This window comes from Ruegeria sp. BHSC276 (assembly GCF_059612945.1).
On sequence record NZ_JBXWRP010000007.1, the window covers coordinates 280,997 to 294,305 of the forward strand.

Consider the following 13,309-nt stretch of genomic DNA (forward strand, 5'->3'; position numbering starts at 1 on the left):
AAGACGCAAAACCGTCATTTCCCCGCCAGTCTGCGAAACGGCGCGTTTTCTGTTGTCCCCGAGGTGTTGAACGCCGGCCACTTTACCTAGCGGATGTGCGCAGGTAACACGCTAGGAGTTTCATTTCGGGCAGAAAGCAACTATCTGCCGGAGAATTGGGCCGGTGCGAACAGGCCAAGAGTATTGATTGAGTGTCCGGTTGCCTTACATCCGGGCGAACGGGAGTGAATGAGACCGTGTCGAGCCGGATCCGTTTCAGACATGTCGCCCTTGCCGCGTTTTTGGCGGTGCTGTCGGCTTGCGCCAGCCAGCCACAGGATGCCGCGACGCGGGGCGAGGTTTTCGACCCCTACGAAAAAACCAATCGGGGCATACACAAGTTCAACCTGGGCGTGGACCGATTTCTGTTCCGCCCGGCGTCCAAGGGCTATGTCAAGATCGTGCCCGACCCGATGGTGACCAGTTTCAACAACTTCGCCGAGAACATTACCTTGCCCGGGCAGGCCGTCGATTACCTGCTTCAGGGCAATCTGAAACAGTCCGGAAACGCCCTGCTGCGCTTCGTGATCAACTCAACTGTCGGTGGGTTCGGCCTGTCCAAACCGGCAGACGAGCTGAACCTGCCGCAGGTCGATACTGATTTCGGCGAAACCTTGCATGTCTGGGGTTTCGGCGAGGGCGCCTATGTCGAGCTGCCCTTCTACGGCCCGTCCACCACGCGCGACGCGGTCGGCGTGGTGGTGAACCTGTTCACCAACCCGATCGACCTGGCGCCGACCCGCCCAGCCGACAACCTAGGCCTCTATGCCGAGGTCGTGCGCCGTATGGGCGATCGGGGCAGGTTCTCGGACACTGTCGATTCTATCCTATATGAAAGCGCCGACAGCTATGCGCAGGCGCGCCTGATCTATCTGCAGAACCGCCGGTTCGAACTGGCACGCGACGATGAAGATACCTATCTGGATCTGTACTCGGACCCCTATGCCGACCTTGATGGCGATCCGGCCGCGGACGCCTATCTTGACCCCTACGAGGACCCCTATGCCGAATGACACATTGACCCGCCGCGGTTTCGTCTCCACCGCCCTGGCCGGCGTGGCGGCAGCCACCCTTCCCCTGCCCGCGCTGGCCCTGACCGAGGCATCGGCCAAGGTCTTGGTCGACAAGGTGGTGGCCGAGATCAACCGCGTCATCGAATCGGGCAAATCCGAAAGCGCGATGCTGCGCGATTTCGAGAAGATCTTCGTGCAATACGCCGATGTGCCGATCATGGCGCGATATGCGCTGGGGGCGGATGCGCGCAGCGCCAGCCAAGCGCAACTGCGCGAATTCACCAAAGCGTTCCAGGGCTATATCTCGCGCAAATATGGCCGCCGGTTCCGCGAGTTCATCGGCGGTCAGGTCACTGTGAAATCGGCCCGCAAGATCAAGGCCGGATACGAGGTGCGCAGCACCGTCAAGCTGCGCGGCGAAGCCCCGTTCGAGGTAACCTTCCTGGTGTCGGACAAATCGGGCCGCGACAAGTTTTACAACATGTTCATCGAAGGGGTGAACCTGCTGCTGACCGAGCGCACCGAGATCGGCGCGATGCTGGATGCCCGCAAGGGTAATCTGGATCAGTTAATCCGCGACCTGAAAACCACCGGCTGACCCCGCCGGACCGGACCGCAAAAATGCCGCGCATCCGATATGCGCGGCATTTTCGTGCCCGAATAAGCGGCTCAGTTCAGCCGCTCGCCCGTGTCCTTGGCGAAATACGACACCTTGCTCATGTCAAAGGCCAGGTTCAGCATCTGCCCGGCCCTGGCGCTGGTTTCGGCATGCAGACGCGCGGTCACTTGTTTGCCGCCCAGTTCCGAAACGACATAGGTGTCCGCCCCCGCCGGCTCGACCATATCGACCAGGCAGGCAGCCTCCTGCACGCCGGCGCCGGCGCGGAACCCGGCCTCGGCGATGTCCTCGGGGCGCAGGCCCAGGATCACCTCTTCAGGCAGGTGCAGATCGCGCGTGTCCGTCAGCACGATCGGATCGCCCCCCGCACGCGCGATTGCGACCTGCGTGCCGGTCCCGTTGCGCTGGACCCGCGCCGGGATCAAATTCATTGCCGGCGACCCCATGAAATCCGCCACGAACAGGTTGGCGGGGCGGTTGTAGATCTCGGCCGGGGTACCGATCTGCTGCACCACGCCGCCCTTCAACACCACGATCTTGGTGGCCAGGGTCATCGCTTCGATCTGATCATGGGTCACATAGACGATCGAGGCATCCAGCGTCTGATGCAGCTTCTTGATCTCGGTCCGCATCTCGACCCGCAGCTTGGCGTCGAGGTTCGACAACGGTTCGTCGAACAGGAACAGCTTGGGGTCGCGCACCAGCGCCCGGCCCATCGCCACACGTTGCCGCTGGCCACCCGACAATTGGCTGGGGCGACGGTTCAGCAACGGCTCGATCTGCAGAAGCGCGGCGACCTCTTTCAGCTTGGCGTCTTGTGTCGCCTGATCGACCCCGCGCACCTTCATGCCAAAGGTGATGTTCTTGGCCACCGACATGGTCGGGTACAGGGCGTAAGACTGGAACACCATCGCGATGTCGCGGTCCTTGGGGCTGACATGGGTCATGTCCTTGCCGCCGATCGACAGCGTCCCGCCCGAGATCGGCTCGAGCCCGGCGATGCAGTTCAGCAGGGTCGACTTGCCGCAGCCCGACGGCCCGACCAGCACCAGGAAATCGCCCGGTTCGATCGAGATGTTGATGTCCTTGAGAATCTCGGTTGCGCCGTAATTCTTGTACAGTTTTTTGATATCGAGGATGGGAGCCATGGGTTATCCCTTCACGGAACCGGCGGTCAGGCCGCGGATGAAATACTTGCCGGCAACGACATAGACGAGCAGCGTCGGCAACCCCGCGATGATCGCGGCTGCCATGTCGACGTTGTATTCTTTGACGCCGGTGGTTGAGTTGACGATGTTGTTGAGTGCCACGGTCACGGGCTGCGTGCCCGCTTGGCTGAACGAAACGCCGAACAGGAAGTCGTTCCAGATCTGGGTGAACTGCCAGATCACCGTCACCACTATGATGGGCAGCGACAGCGGCAGGAAGATCGACCAAAAGATCCGCAGGAACCCGGCCCCATCCACCCGCGCCGCCTTGGTCAGCTCGGCCGGAATGGTGACATAGTAATTGCGGAAAAACAGCGTGGTGAAGCCCAGCCCATAGATCACGTGGACGAAGATCAGGCCCGGAATGGTGCCCGCAAGCCCCATCAGCCCCAGCAGCCGCGCCATCGGCAGCAGCACAACCTGGAACGGGATGAAGCAGCCAAACAGCATCAGCGAAAAGATGATGTTGGCCCCGCGGAACCGCCACTGCGCCACGACATACCCGTTCAGCGCGCCCAGCAGGGTCGACAGGATCACCGCCGGCACCGCGATCAGCACCGAGTTCCAGAAATAGGGCCGCAACCCTTCGCACTGAATCCCAGTGCAGGCACTGGACCATGCGGTTTTCCACGCCTCGAGCGTGACGTCGCGGGGCAGTGCGATCAGGCTGCCGGTGCGGATCTCCTCGAGGCTTTTCAGCGAGGTCGTGACCATCACGAACAGCGGCATCAGGTAATACAGCGCGAACAGGCCCAGCAGGACATACAGCAGCCAGCGCAGCGCGGTCTTGCCGGCCGTGCCCTGCGCACGGGTTCGGGGCATCGACAGATCAGTCATTTTTCGCCCTCAGTTCTGAGTAAAGGTAAGGAACCACGATCGCAAAGACGACCAGCATCATGATCATCGCCGACGCCGCCGCCTGGCCGATGTCGCCCCGCGAAAACGCCATGGCGTACATGTAGGTAGCCGGCAGATCGGTGGCATAGCCGGGGCCGCCGCCGGTCAGGGCGATGACCAGGTCAAAACTCTTGATTGCAAGGTGGGCTAGCACGATGAAGGCCGACAGGAAGATCGGCGCCATCGACGGGATGATGATTGCCGTGTAGATCCGCCAGGTGGGGATGCCGTCGACCTGCGCGGCCTTGATGATCTCGCCATCGACCGAGCGCAGCCCGGCCAGGAACAGCGCCATCACGAAGCCCGAGCTTTGCCAGACCGCCGCCATCACAATCGTATAAATCGCGAAATCGGGGTTCACCAGCCAGTCGAAGGTGAAGTTTTCAAACCCCCAGCCCCGAACGGTGGCTTCAATCCCCAGACCGGGGTTCAGGATCCATTTCCACGCGGTGCCGGTGACGATCATCGACAGCGCCATCGGGTACAGGTAGATCGTGCGGATGAACCCTTCGACGCGGATCTTCTGATCCAGCATGATGGCCAGCGCCAGGCCCAGTACCATCGCGATCACGATGAAAAGCGCGCCAAAGATGTACAGGTTGTTGATTGCCGTGTCCCAGCGGGGCGAGTCGAACAGGCGTTCGTATTGCACGAAGCCCTTGATCTCGTATTTCGGCAGCAGTTTCGAGCGGGTCAGCGATACCCAGGCCGTCCATCCGATGAAACCGTAGACAAAGATCAATACGGCGATGAACGAGGGTGCCAGCACCACCTTGGGCAGGTGGTTTTCCAGCCATTCCGACATTTGAGCCTCCGGGGAGAAAGGTGCCCTGCCCGCGCATGGGGGCAGGGCGGGTTGGAGATCAGTAGCTGTTGGCCACTGCGTCAGCCAGTTGTTGCACGGCCTCTTGCGAGGACATGTCCGAGTTGAAATGCGCGGTCACCACGTCGGTGATCGCACCGGCCTGCGACCCGCGCAGCGCCATACCGTGGGCATAGGACGGCAGCAGCGAGCCGTTTTCGGACGAGGTCGCCATGTCTTCGGCCGAGATGTTGGCGCACATGTCGAATTTGTCCAGCGACACGTCGGTCCGGGCCGGGATCGACCCCTTGTTCAGGTTGAACACTTCCTGGAACTTGGGCGCGACGATCAGCTTGGCCAGCAATTCCTGCCCGGCGCGCTTGTCGTCACCTTCCACGTCAAACATGGCAAAGCTGTCTACGTTGTACAGATATCCGTCGCCGGGGGTCGAGGCGCACAGGAAATCCTTGCCCGGTTCCTTGCCTGCAGCCAGGAATTCGCCCTTGGCCCAGTCGCCCATGATCTGGAAGGCGGCCTCGCCGTTCATGACCATGGCGGTGGCCAGGTTCCAGTCGCGGCCCGAGAAGTTCTCGTCAACGAAACCACGCAGAGTGCGCATCTGGTCGAACACCTTGACCATCGTGTCCGAGGTCAGCGCCTCGGCGTCCAGCTCGACCAGCGCCTTGTTGTAGAACTCGGGGCCGCCAAGGCCCAGAACGACCGTTTCGAACACGGTCGCGTCCTGCCAGGCTTGGCCGCCATGGGCCAGCGGGATCACACCCGCGGCCTGCAGCTTCTCGGCGGCGGCGTTGAATTCGTCCCAAGTGGTCGGCATCTCGATGCCATTGGCCGCCAGCACGTCGGCATTGGCCCAGATCCAGTCGACCCGGTGCACGTTCACCGGCGCTGCACACCAGGTGCCCTCGCACTTCATGTGCGCCGCGATCGAAGCGGGCAGAACCTTGTCCCAGCCCTCGGCCTCGGCCACGTTCGAGATGTCGGCCAGAACGCCTTCTTCGTACCATTCCTGGATCGCCGGGCCCTTAAGTTGAACCGCGGTCGGCGCGTTGCCGGCCAGAACCCGGGCGCGCAGCGCGGTCATTGCCGCGTCGCCGCCACCGCCCGCGACGGGCATGTCCGTCCAGGTGCCGCCATTGGCCGCGAATTCCTCCTGCAGAACGGCGACCGACTTGGCCTCGCCCCCCGATGTCCACCAGTGCAGAACTTCGGCCTGCGGCTCGGCCATGACCGAGGACGCGGCCAGAACGGCCAGCGACGACGCCGTGGCGAATGCAAAACGTTTCATGTTCGGTATCCTCCCAGAACCTATGTCATACCGCCGTTTGGGCGGCGATGCCGAATATTACCGGAGACAAACCGTCATCAGGCAACGGAAAATCTGGCCCGAACCCGGCGCCGGAGGCAATTTTTCCCGGCTTTTGTTACAGCATGTTACGTTGATCTTGAATCCGTTGCAGTCCGTTACAATTGAGGGCAGCGTCGTAGGGAAACTCAGGGAGGACGAACGTGAGCATTCCACGTTTGCTGGTTGTCGACGACGATCCGGAGATCCGGTCGATGCTGACCCAGTTCTTTCAGCAGAACGGGTTCATCGCCCTGCCGGCCGCAACCGAGGACCAGGTGCGTGCGCACCTGAAATCGGGCCGCATCGACCTGATCCTGCTGGACGTGATGCTGGGTGACGAGAACGGGGTCGAGATCTGTGCCCGCCTGCGCCGAGAACAAGACGTCCCGATCATCTTCGTGTCGGCCCTGTCGGCCGATCACCAGCGCATGGCCGGCTACGAAGTGGGCGCCGATGACTACATCGCCAAGCCGTTCAACCCGCAGCTGCTACTGGCGCGCGTGCGGGCGGTGATGCAGCGCGCGCGGCGCACGCCGTCTCTGGCCTATCGCCGAAGGATCCGTACGTTCCGCTTCGGCGGCTGGGTCTATGACGGAAAACGCGACGAGGTGCATGCCCCCGACGGCTATCAAGTGTCCCTTTCGCAGCGGGAAACCGCGCTGCTCAAGGTGCTGTTGGCCAATCCCCACATCCCCCTGACCCGCGACGAGATCGCCGCTGCGCTGGACGTGACCGGCAGCGGCGACAAGCCCGAGGCTCAGGGCCGCGCCATCGATGTTCTGGTCGGGCGTTTGCGCTCCAAGATCGAGGCCAACCCCAAGGATCCCCAGATGCTGCGCACCGCGCGCGGGGTGGGATACGTCTTTGCCTGCGACGTGGCCGTGGAAGACGAGGCATGACCCTGCGCCTGCGCAGTCTCGGCTGGGTCTGGGCCATCAGTGCCTTCGCCGCCGGGTTGCTGGCGGCCGGGCTGTGGTTTGCTTCGGCCCGCAACTGGGACCGTTACCTGACCCGGGCCTACGCGGCCGGGTTTGCCGTCTACGAGAATTTGCGTACCGGGCGCGGCGCCCTGCCTGACATCACGACCACGCCGCTGTCTCCGCAGGCCGCACGGCTGGCCGAGGCCGGCGAGTTCGAACAACTGCCTGGCCTGCAGGAGCGGCGCTTCGTAACCAACCTGTCGATCCTGACCGACAGTTCCGCGCCGCTGGGTGGGCGCGAATTGACACTGGCCGTGATGTCCGACCGGCTGGTCTATCCGGTGTCCGACATCGTTTCAGGCAGCGATCAGACCGGTCCGCAGAAAATGGGAAACCTGACCCGGCTGCTGGCCACCTATTGCAGCGAACCGGTCCTGATCGCCCGGTACGGCCGCGGTGCTTGGCAGCAGGTGGACGGAACACGGGTCTGGGGGTGCGGTGCCGCGCCGACCGATCTGCGCTTGCCGGCGATCCTGGCGGCGGTCGTAGCCTTGGCCGCCATCCTCACATCGATCGGCAATGCCACCGACAGTTTCGCCCGCTTCGCACAGGCGCTGCGCGACCGGCGCCGGCATGGCGGTCCCCAAAGCTATGACATTGCCGGCCCGGCCGAGCTGCGCGACATCGTCTCGGCCGTGAACGACTATCTTCAGGATGAACGCGCACAGCTGGAAAAACGCGCCACGGTCCTGTCGGGGGTCAGCCACGATCTGGGCACCCCTGCCGCGCGGGTGCGGCTGCGCGCGGCCTTGATCCCCGACCCCGACCTGCGCGAAAAGCTGGAATCGGACGTCGACCAGATGACCGGGATGATCGAAAGCGTGCTGACCTATACCCGGTCGGAGTTGAGCGTCGAGGAACCGCGGCAGATCTCACTGACCTCGCTGGTCGAGTCGCTGGTGGCCGATTACCAGGACATGGACCTGCCGGTGAATCTGCAGCAGATCGCCCCGGTCGAAGTCGAAGGCGCCTCCTCTTTGTTCATGTCCCGGCGCGGCCACGCCAGCCTGCCGGAGAGCCGGCGCATCCTGGTGATGGCCCGCCCGATCTCGCTGCGGCGGGCGCTGACCAACCTGATCGACAACGCGCTGAAATACGGTCGGCACGCCAGGGTTGCGCTGGAGACCGATGCCGAAACCGCCACGGTCATCGTCGAGGACAAGGGCACCGACCTGACGGTCACCGATATCGAGGCGCTGATGGCCCCTTTCCGGCGCGGGTCCAACACCGGCTCGTCGGACGGGTTCGGCCTTGGCCTGACCATCGTCGCGACTGTGGCCGAACAACACGGCGGCTCCCTGCGGTTCGAGGCCGGCGAACAGGGGTTGCGCGCCCGGTTCACGATCCTGAGGTGACGCTCCGCCTCACGAGTAGCTGCGCACCAGCGCTCCCGCGATCAACGACCACCCGTCGGCGATGACGAAGAACGCCAGCTTGAACGGAAGCGACACCGTAGCCGGGGGAACCATCATCATACCCATCGACATCAGCACCGCGGCTACCACCAGATCGATGATCAGGAACGGCAGGAAGATCAGGAACCCGATCTGAAACGCGCGGGCGATCTCGGACAGCATGAAGGACGGCATCAGCACCGACAGAGGCGCCTGCGGCGACAGCTCCAACGTTTCGCCATTCGGCCGCAGGGCAGCCATCGCCCGGAACGTATCGGCATCCAGCCGCGCGGCCATAAACTCGCGAAACGGCACCAGCGCACGCTCCAACGCAGGCTCGACGTCCATCGTTTCCTCGACCATCGGCCGGATTCCGGTGTCCCAGGCCTGGGTGAAAACCGGTTCCATGATGAAATAGGTCAGGAACATCGCCAGGCTGACGATCAGCATGTTGGGCGGCGACTGTTGCAGCCCGATCCCCTGCCGCAGAATTGCCAAAACCGTCACGAGAAACGGAAAACAGGTGACCATGATCGCCAGCCCGGGCGCCAGGCTGAGCACGGTGATCAGAAGAATCAACTGGATCGTGCGCGCCGATATCGAGCCGCCCTCGCCCAGAGACAGCGACAGCTCCTGGGCCGAAGCCAGTGCCGGCGCCAGCAACACCGCCGCGAGGATCAGCCAGAATCCGCCGCGCATCATCCCAGCCCGGTCTTGAAATCCGATATCTCGGTCAGGCGCACGGCAAGCTGGCCGGCATGCTCCCCCTCCATCTCTTCCAGCAGACCACGCGCAACCAGTTGATCGCCGACATACAGGTCGACCGGATCCTCGACACGTTTGTCCAGCGCCAGAACCGCGTTTTCGCCCATGTTCAGCAGGTCGCGAACCAACGGACGCGCCCGGCCGACCGAGACGGTCACTTCGATCGGCACCGTCTCGAACGGGTTGTATTTTTCCGGTTTGGGGGGCTGGTTTTCACTCATTTGACAAAGCCTCTTTTGCCTCGAATACATACGCGTTGAACGCTGCGGCGATCGTCTCCAACAGCGCCGCGCAATCGACCTCGGCGCGGGCCGTGCCGACCTGCAACCGCGCCTGTCCAGGCTGCAGTGCCGGGTCCTCGACCACCTTGGGTGCGGGGTCTATGCCGCCGGGCAACAGCGCCGAGACGTCCTCGGCCGCGCCCGGAGGCACGACCAGGTGCACCGGCTGGGCGACCTGTTCGCGTGACAGTTCGCACAACTGTTCGACTACGCGCGCGGCAAAACCCTGATCGATGGCCTGCGGCAGAACCACCTGCACGAGCGACTGGAACATCGGCTCGAGCGACAAGGTCATGCGGGTCAACGCCTCGTGATAGCTGAAAGACAGGTCCGCGAAGGCGGCGCGCAACTCTTCGGTCAGGGCAGCCCGGCCCTGTCCCTGAGCCTGCAACGCGTCCTCCCAGCCGGCCCCGTATCCCTTTTCAAAGGCTGCGAACCGTTCTTCCTCCAACGCTTCCTCGTCCAGAAGGCGCATCGGGGCGCCTTCGGCCTGGGCGGTGAAATCCTCGAGCAGATGGGCTATCGACATCACACCTTCTCCTCGCTTTCCTCAAGCCAGCTGCGCAGGATTTCGACCGTTTCCTCCTGCTTGTCGCCGATCATGCTGCGCAGACGCGCGACCGCATCCTCGGACGTGGCTTGCGCAATTGCGGGGACCGCACCTTGGTCGGCGGCCGGGGCAAGCGGCGCGAAATCCTGATCCTGGCCGTCGGCGATCTCGCCGACCAGATATTGGGCATCCGGTGCCGTCGACCGCTCGGCCGCCGGCGGCAATGCCGCGACCGGAGCGTTGGTCAGGATCGGACGGATCACGAACAGCCCCATCACCAGCGACACGATCGCCAATACCGCCATCTGGATCAACGACATCGTGTCCAGATGAATGTTCTGCCAGATCGAGGCCGTGGCCAGGGTTCCCTGCGGCTCCACCTGCGGCAATTCCATCGACTTGAGCGTGATCACGTCCCCGCGTTCGGCATCGAAGCCGACCGCCGAGGCCACCAGTTCGCGCAGGGCCTCAAGCTCGGTGTCGGGCATCGGCTGGAACACCGACGCTCCCGACGCATCCACCGTGCGCGTGCCGTTTACCATGACCGCCACGGTCAGGCGCTTGATCGCCCCCGGGGCGCGATGCACTTCCAATTCGGTCTCGGACACCTCGTAGTTCACACGCTCGCGGGTCTGGGTCGCGGTCGAATTCGACTCGTCCCCGCCGGCGGCATCGCCATCCGGCAGGTTCGACGCCACGGTGACGTCCGAAGACTGGTTGCGCGAGCTGTCCGAGCGTTCCTCGATATCGGTGCTGATGGCAACGCGGCCCTTGGGATCGAACCGCCGCTCGCGGATCGACTCGGTCTCGGTCACGGTATCGACGCTCACCTCGACCACGGCATTTCCGGGGCCGACGCGCGCCTCGACCAGGCGCAACACCCGCTCGCGCAGCTGCTTGGCCTTGTCGTCGGCCGTATCGGCAGCGACCGTGGCCTCTTGCGGGCCGACGACCGCGCCGTTGGAATCGATCACCGCAACATCCTCGGGCGCCAATCCGGTCACCGCCGACGCGACCAGGAATCGGATTGCCTTGGCCTGCTCGGCCGTCACCCGGGCGCCAGCCGGCACAAGATAGACCGAGGCCGTGGGGGCGACCGACCGCTGGAACGGGTTGGACGACCCGTTCGCGATATGCACCCGCGCCTGGCTGACATGGGGACTGCTGACGATGGTGCGGGCCAGTTCACCCTCTTTCGCGCGCCAATAGGCGGCATCAAACATCTGCGACGTGGTGCCGAACCCGCTGAGCGAATCGAGCAGTTCATAGCCCCGATTACCATTGGCCGGCAGGCCCTCGGACGCCAGCGTCATGCGCAGTTCATCCCGCTGGGAGGCTGGCACATAGATCGAACCGCCCCGGATCTCATACGCGACGCCGCGTTGATCCAGTGCGCGAACGATGTCGCCCGCCGCGCCGCTTTCCAGCCCGGCATACAACAGGGTCATCGATGGAGAAGTCACCAGCCGCGACATGGCCAGCACACTCAGGAATACCAGGATCGCGGCGCCCGCCACGATGATTTGCTTGCGCCTGTCCAAACTTGCCCAGACAGTTCCGATCTGCTGCACGCTCACCTCCGACTCGCCGACATTCTGTGCGGCTCGTCCCTTGTTTGGACGATTGCCCTTAACAATCGGTTAGTCCCTGCAGGGTTATGACGGTGTCCGAACGCAAGAATGAGGACGCCATGACGGACGCGACTGCAGAACAGGCAGAAGTCCCTGAAAAATCGGGTAAAGCAGGGCTGATCGTTGGGCTCGTGCTGGCCTTGGCTGGCGCTGCCGGCGGGTACTTTATGACCAGTTCAGGGCTGTTGCCGCTGGGCCGAGATTCGCATGAAGAAACGGCGGAAAAGTCCCCCGCCGGCCATGCGGCGCCGAACGTTCAGTTCGTCGAGTTGCCGGAGGTCATCGTTGCGGTAACCACCGGCGATTCGCGGCACCTGAAATTCCATGCTCAGCTCGAGGTCGAGGCCGGATACGCCTCGGAAGTCGAGGCGATGAAACCCCGAATCGTGGATGTCATGAACAGCTATCTGCGCGCAGTCGATCTGTCGGACCTCGAGGACTCGCTGGCGTTGGTGCGGATTCGCGGCCACTTGCTGCGGCGCATCGGCATGGTCGTGGGCGAGGGCCGGGTGCGTGACGTTCTGGTCATGGAATTCGTGTTGAACTAGGAGGCGAAATTGGAGCTGATTGCGGACATTCTTCTGGCGGCAGGCGCGCTTGGGGCGGGCTTGTACTGTTTCGTTCTGGCCCGGCGACTCAAGCGGTTCACCGACCTTGAGAAAGGGGTCGGCGGGGCGGTTTCCGTGCTGTCCGCCCAGGCGGAAGAGCTGAGAAAATCCCTGGACGCGGCGCGAGCGGCCTCGGATCAGTCTGGGCAGCGACTGCAAGGCCTGACCGAATGCGCGGAATCGGTTGCCAAACGGCTAGAGCTGATCATGGCCTCGATGCACGATGTGGTGCCCGCGACTGGCTCGGATACCGAAAAAAAGAACGAACCGCCGCAACCTGACGACCTGGTTCGACCTGACGAACCGCCCACGGCACCGGCCGAACCGGAATTCAACGAGTCCGAAGCGGGCGTAGCCGACGCAGGAAGCGGCGAAACAGAAAATGGCGCGAGCGCAGGTGAAGAGACAGCGAAAGACGCCTCGGGCGAAGGTGATACCGAGCCGAACGACGAGCCTGACGCAAGGGGCGGTTCGGAGAAGGGCGCCGAGGAGGCAAAGGCGATGCCCAAAGGCGTCCTGTTCTTCCGTCATACGACTCAACGCGGCGAGGCGCGACAATGACCTCCGCCCCGCAACACGCGCAACCGCGGGCGCGCGGAGGGGTATTGACCCTGATCTCCGCCTTGATGATCGGGTCCGCCGTCATCCGATTGGGGCTTGAGGCGGGGCCCGCCCTTGCCCGCGCACCCAAAGCTGCGGCCGAGCACCACGATCCACAACCCCAAGCCTCGGACTTGAACGCGCTTCTGGCCGAGCTGTCGCAGCGGGAAACCGCGCTCCGACAGCGGGAGAACATGCTGCGCGAGAAGGAAAAGGTAGTCGAGATTGCGGAAAAGACGATCGCACAGCGCCTCGCCGATCTGCGGAAGGCCGAAGAGTCGCTGCGGGAAACTCTGGCCGTTGCCGACCAGGCGGCCGAGCGGGATCTGGCGCGTCTGACCGATGTCTACCAGAACATGAAGCCGAAGGATGCCGCAAAGTTGTTCGAAACGATGGACCCTGTATTCGCCGCGGGTTTCCTGGCGCGCATGCCCTCGGATACCGCCGCCGGCATCATGGCCGGGCTGAACCCTCAGGTGGCCTATACGATCAGTGTCGTCTTGGCAGGCCGCAATGCCAACGCACCTACGGAGTAGGCCGTTGCCCCACCACTCCA

General features: G+C 63.5%; 15 protein-coding genes. 7 read left to right on the forward strand and 8 right to left on the reverse strand.

Annotated features, from left to right (window positions below; all coding sequences use genetic code 11):
* Positions 1-224 precede the first annotated feature (224 nt).
* Both AC2FMD_RS13895 and AC2FMD_RS13900 read left to right on the forward strand, forming a co-directional pair.
* Positions 225-1,052: an MlaA family lipoprotein gene (locus AC2FMD_RS13895; protein ID WP_496679987.1), complete on the forward strand. Its 828-nt coding sequence runs from the start codon at positions 225-227 to the stop codon at positions 1,050-1,052.
* On the forward strand, positions 1,042-1,650 hold the full coding sequence (locus AC2FMD_RS13900) for an MlaC/ttg2D family ABC transporter substrate-binding protein (protein WP_496689344.1): 609 nt from the start codon (positions 1,042-1,044) through the stop codon (positions 1,648-1,650). Before AC2FMD_RS13895 ends, AC2FMD_RS13900 begins: the two co-directional genes overlap by 11 nt.
* A gap of 71 nt (positions 1,651-1,721) precedes the next feature.
* On the opposite strand, the gene AC2FMD_RS13905 is transcribed toward AC2FMD_RS13900, so the two are convergent.
* Genes AC2FMD_RS13905 through AC2FMD_RS13920 form a run of 4 tightly spaced genes read right to left on the reverse strand, consistent with a single transcriptional unit; the run spans position 1,722 to position 5,884 of the window.
* On the reverse strand, positions 1,722-2,819 hold the full coding sequence (locus AC2FMD_RS13905) for an ABC transporter ATP-binding protein (RefSeq protein ID WP_496795124.1): 1,098 nt from the start codon (positions 2,817-2,819) through the stop codon (positions 1,722-1,724).
* 3 nt (positions 2,820-2,822) lie between these two features.
* Entirely contained in the window at positions 2,823-3,716 is an 894-nt protein-coding gene (locus AC2FMD_RS13910) for a carbohydrate ABC transporter permease (RefSeq protein ID WP_496679991.1), read from the reverse strand.
* Positions 3,709-4,581, reverse strand: coding sequence for a carbohydrate ABC transporter permease (locus tag AC2FMD_RS13915; RefSeq protein WP_496795125.1), 873 nt, complete (start codon positions 4,579-4,581; stop codon positions 3,709-3,711). Before AC2FMD_RS13915 ends, AC2FMD_RS13910 begins: the two co-directional genes overlap by 8 nt.
* 58 nt (positions 4,582-4,639) lie before the next feature.
* Entirely contained in the window at positions 4,640-5,884 is a 1,245-nt protein-coding gene (locus AC2FMD_RS13920; protein WP_496710856.1) for an ABC transporter substrate-binding protein, read from the reverse strand.
* 221 nt (positions 5,885-6,105) lie between these two features.
* On the opposite strand from AC2FMD_RS13920, the gene AC2FMD_RS13925 reads away from it, so the two are divergent.
* Entirely contained in the window at positions 6,106-6,843 is a 738-nt protein-coding gene (locus AC2FMD_RS13925) for a response regulator transcription factor (protein WP_496679997.1), read from the forward strand.
* Entirely contained in the window at positions 6,840-8,279 is a 1,440-nt protein-coding gene (locus tag AC2FMD_RS13930; protein ID WP_496795126.1) for a sensor histidine kinase, read from the forward strand. The genes AC2FMD_RS13925 and AC2FMD_RS13930 overlap by 4 nt, the downstream gene beginning before the upstream one ends.
* A gap of 9 nt (positions 8,280-8,288) precedes the next feature.
* On the opposite strand, the gene fliP is transcribed toward AC2FMD_RS13930, so the two are convergent.
* From fliP to fliF, 4 genes are read right to left on the reverse strand one after another with little or no spacing between them, the layout of a single operon-like run.
* Entirely contained in the window at positions 8,289-9,020 is a 732-nt protein-coding gene (gene fliP / locus AC2FMD_RS13935; RefSeq protein WP_496689651.1) for a flagellar type III secretion system pore protein FliP, read from the reverse strand.
* Positions 9,017-9,304, reverse strand: a complete 288-nt coding sequence (locus AC2FMD_RS13940) for a FliM/FliN family flagellar motor switch protein (RefSeq protein ID WP_496795127.1) — start codon at positions 9,302-9,304, stop codon at positions 9,017-9,019. Before AC2FMD_RS13940 ends, fliP begins: the two co-directional genes overlap by 4 nt.
* On the reverse strand, positions 9,297-9,893 hold the full coding sequence (locus AC2FMD_RS13945) for a FliH/SctL family protein (protein WP_496795128.1): 597 nt from the start codon (positions 9,891-9,893) through the stop codon (positions 9,297-9,299). Before AC2FMD_RS13945 ends, AC2FMD_RS13940 begins: the two co-directional genes overlap by 8 nt.
* A complete protein-coding gene (gene fliF, locus AC2FMD_RS13950; protein ID WP_496743279.1) occupies positions 9,893-11,485 on the reverse strand; it encodes a flagellar basal-body MS-ring/collar protein FliF in 1,593 nt (530 codons plus the stop codon). Before fliF ends, AC2FMD_RS13945 begins: the two co-directional genes overlap by 1 nt.
* A gap of 119 nt (positions 11,486-11,604) precedes the next feature.
* Between fliF and AC2FMD_RS13955 the strand changes: the two genes are divergently transcribed.
* From AC2FMD_RS13955 to AC2FMD_RS13965, 3 genes are read left to right on the forward strand one after another with little or no spacing between them, the layout of a single operon-like run.
* Entirely contained in the window at positions 11,605-12,093 is a 489-nt protein-coding gene (locus AC2FMD_RS13955) for a flagellar basal body-associated FliL family protein (RefSeq protein WP_496743277.1), read from the forward strand.
* A 9-nt stretch (positions 12,094-12,102) separates the two neighbouring features.
* Positions 12,103-12,714 carry a hypothetical protein gene (locus AC2FMD_RS13960; RefSeq protein ID WP_496743275.1) on the forward strand — a complete coding sequence of 204 codons (612 nt, stop codon included), beginning with the start codon at positions 12,103-12,105 and terminating at the stop codon, positions 12,712-12,714.
* The gene (locus tag AC2FMD_RS13965) at positions 12,711-13,289 is read left to right on the forward strand and encodes a MotE family protein (RefSeq protein ID WP_496680008.1); all 579 of its coding nucleotides are present in this window, start codon (positions 12,711-12,713) and stop codon (positions 13,287-13,289) included. The genes AC2FMD_RS13960 and AC2FMD_RS13965 overlap by 4 nt, the downstream gene beginning before the upstream one ends.
* Positions 13,290-13,309 lie beyond the last annotated feature (20 nt).